The organism is Microbacterium sp. Bi128, from assembly GCF_918698205.1.
This window is the reverse complement of record NZ_CAKKMM010000918.1, coordinates 1-2,058: the sequence shown is the minus strand read 5'-3', so window position 1 is coordinate 2,058 and position 2,058 is coordinate 1. Positions and strand designations below refer to the sequence as shown.

Below are 2,058 nucleotides of genomic sequence, written 5' to 3'. Positions count from 1 at the left end.
AGATTCGAGAACTGACGGGTCTGCATGACCCAGTGCGCGGGCTCCAGCATGGCAATGCTCATGATAGGTTGCAGCCATTGTGGCCGTAGCGACCAGTACCCGCTGACCACCAGCCGGGTGCGCTCACCAGCGGCCTCCCGCAGCTCGAATCCCCAGAGCGAGTCGGTGTAATAGCGCGGCCGGGTTCGTGCCGGGTCGAAGGGACGCCCGCGGAGATCGACCGACATACGCAGGCCCAGGAACCTCTCGGGTTCAAGCGCCGCGACCGCCCACCACTCGCTGCCGTCGGGCTTCGCCGCCAGACGGTCACCGATGGCGATGTCCTGCCACTCCGGATGGATGCGCCCTGCGCTGCGGCGCCCGAAATTATCGAGACGGTCCCAGCTGTACCAGCCGGCGCGATCCGTTCCCATCTGCACCAGCCAGGGCCACACGCGGGAAGGGGGCGCATCGATGGTCACCGCCATGGTCGCGCTTCGGGTGCTGCCCGGAATCAACCCGGCGCCCGGGTAAGGTCCCCGCGCTTCGTCAACGGTCGCACCCCAGCGAAGCAGGCGTGGCCGCGCAACGGCCAGGTATCCGGTGGTGAAAACGGCCACGGCACCCGCTGCCAGCAGGGATCCCCTCGGTGCAGGGTGCATCATCGCGCTTCCCCCTCAGTGATCAGGTGTTCCCGGAAGAACCCGAGGATGCGCAGGCGCGCGTCCTCGGCGGAGGGCTCGTGGTAACCGGCAGCGACCAGCTTCGCGAGCAACTTGTCCCCGAACGTGAGGTCCGACGGGCCATGCCTGTTGAGGAAGCCGTGACCGGCGTCGGGATAGACCTTGATGTCATGCTCTATTCCGGCCTCGGCGAGCAGCGGCTCCAGACGCGCCGGCACCTTGCGCACTCCGGGCCAGCGGTCCCTGGCGCCGTAGCTGCCAACGATGGGGCAGGCGCGGGGCATTGCGCGGGCGGTCTCGTCATCCAGTCCGCCGTAGTTGACGCTTGCCGCGGCGAAGTCATGGTCCGGGGCCAGCATGAGGGCGAACCCGCCGCCCATACAGAAACCGATCACGCCGATCCGGCCGGTGCAGCCGTCCTGTCCGGCCAGCCAGGCGCGGGTGACGTCCAGGTCACCGAGGGGCCGCCAGCCGCGGATGAGGGACCACAAGCAGGCCGTCCTGGTGCCCCAGTAAAACAGGTCAGGTGCCACGGCGAGGAACCCCTCGCCGGCCAGCCAGTCGGCCTGGTCTCTGGTGTCACGGCTCAGGCCGAGTGCGTCATGGATGACGACGACGCCGGGCCACGGACCGGTACCGGCCGGCGTCGCCGCGTAGGCAGGCATGTCCCCTCGTTCGGCGTGAATGCTCACAACGGTCATGGGTCCTCCCGTGCACGCCCCACCGAGCCGGGCGCCGCGGCCGGGATGCGCAGTCCCGACGGCATTAGCCTGTGATGCTGCCTGAAGACGTGGACGAAGCAGGTTTAGCGAGTTGGGCCGTAATCTGATCCGTCCATTAGTCGACAGCCGCCCAGTCCCGCAAATCCCCAAATCGGCCGCCGGTGAGCCGGAACAACACCCGGAGCGGTGCCGGCATCTGGCCTGCCTGGTAGACGCCGGAGAAGAGTTTGTGGCCTCGAAGCGGAACTTCTTTGATCAGGACTTCTGCCAGACGTTCCTGTTGCAGTGCCGCGCCGCGCCGGCGTATGGGCTTGGGCAGCGCATCCGCCATCCCTACACTGAAGGCCCAGACGGGCCGACTGGCCAACTCGCGGGCGTGGTGTTTGAAGAACAGCAAAGCCGGGGGCAGCCAGGCCTGGTTGTGGACGGCGCTGCCGACGACGACAGCCTCATAGCGGGAGAGGGCCCCGACGTCCTCCACGGACCGGCACTCTACCTCGCCCAGTGCACCCGCCATGCGGGATGCCATATGTTGTGCCATCTCCCGGGTGGAGCCCAGGGCGCTTGCGTAGGCAATTAGAACAGTCATCAAGAGGCCTCCGGTCTTCCTTCCTCCAGCCTTATGTAACCTGCGCGCGCGGGGTCGTGCCATAAGTCCCGACATGGGCCCGGAC

Annotated in this window: 3 protein-coding genes; all 3 read right to left on the bottom strand. The window is 67.4% G+C overall.

Annotated elements, in window-relative coordinates:
• Positions 1-599: hypothetical protein (locus tag LQV45_RS28005; protein ID WP_230010177.1), on the bottom strand; the 599-nt coding region annotated here is incomplete at its 3' end.
• Between the two features lie 41 nt (positions 600-640).
• A complete protein-coding gene (locus LQV45_RS28000) occupies positions 641-1,327 on the bottom strand; it encodes a dienelactone hydrolase family protein (RefSeq protein WP_230010174.1) in 687 nt (228 codons plus the stop codon).
• A gap of 172 nt (positions 1,328-1,499) precedes the next feature.
• Positions 1,500-1,973, bottom strand: a complete 474-nt coding sequence (locus tag LQV45_RS27995; protein ID WP_290370331.1) for a flavodoxin domain-containing protein — start codon at positions 1,971-1,973, stop codon at positions 1,500-1,502.
• Positions 1,974-2,058: the final 85 nt, after the last annotated feature.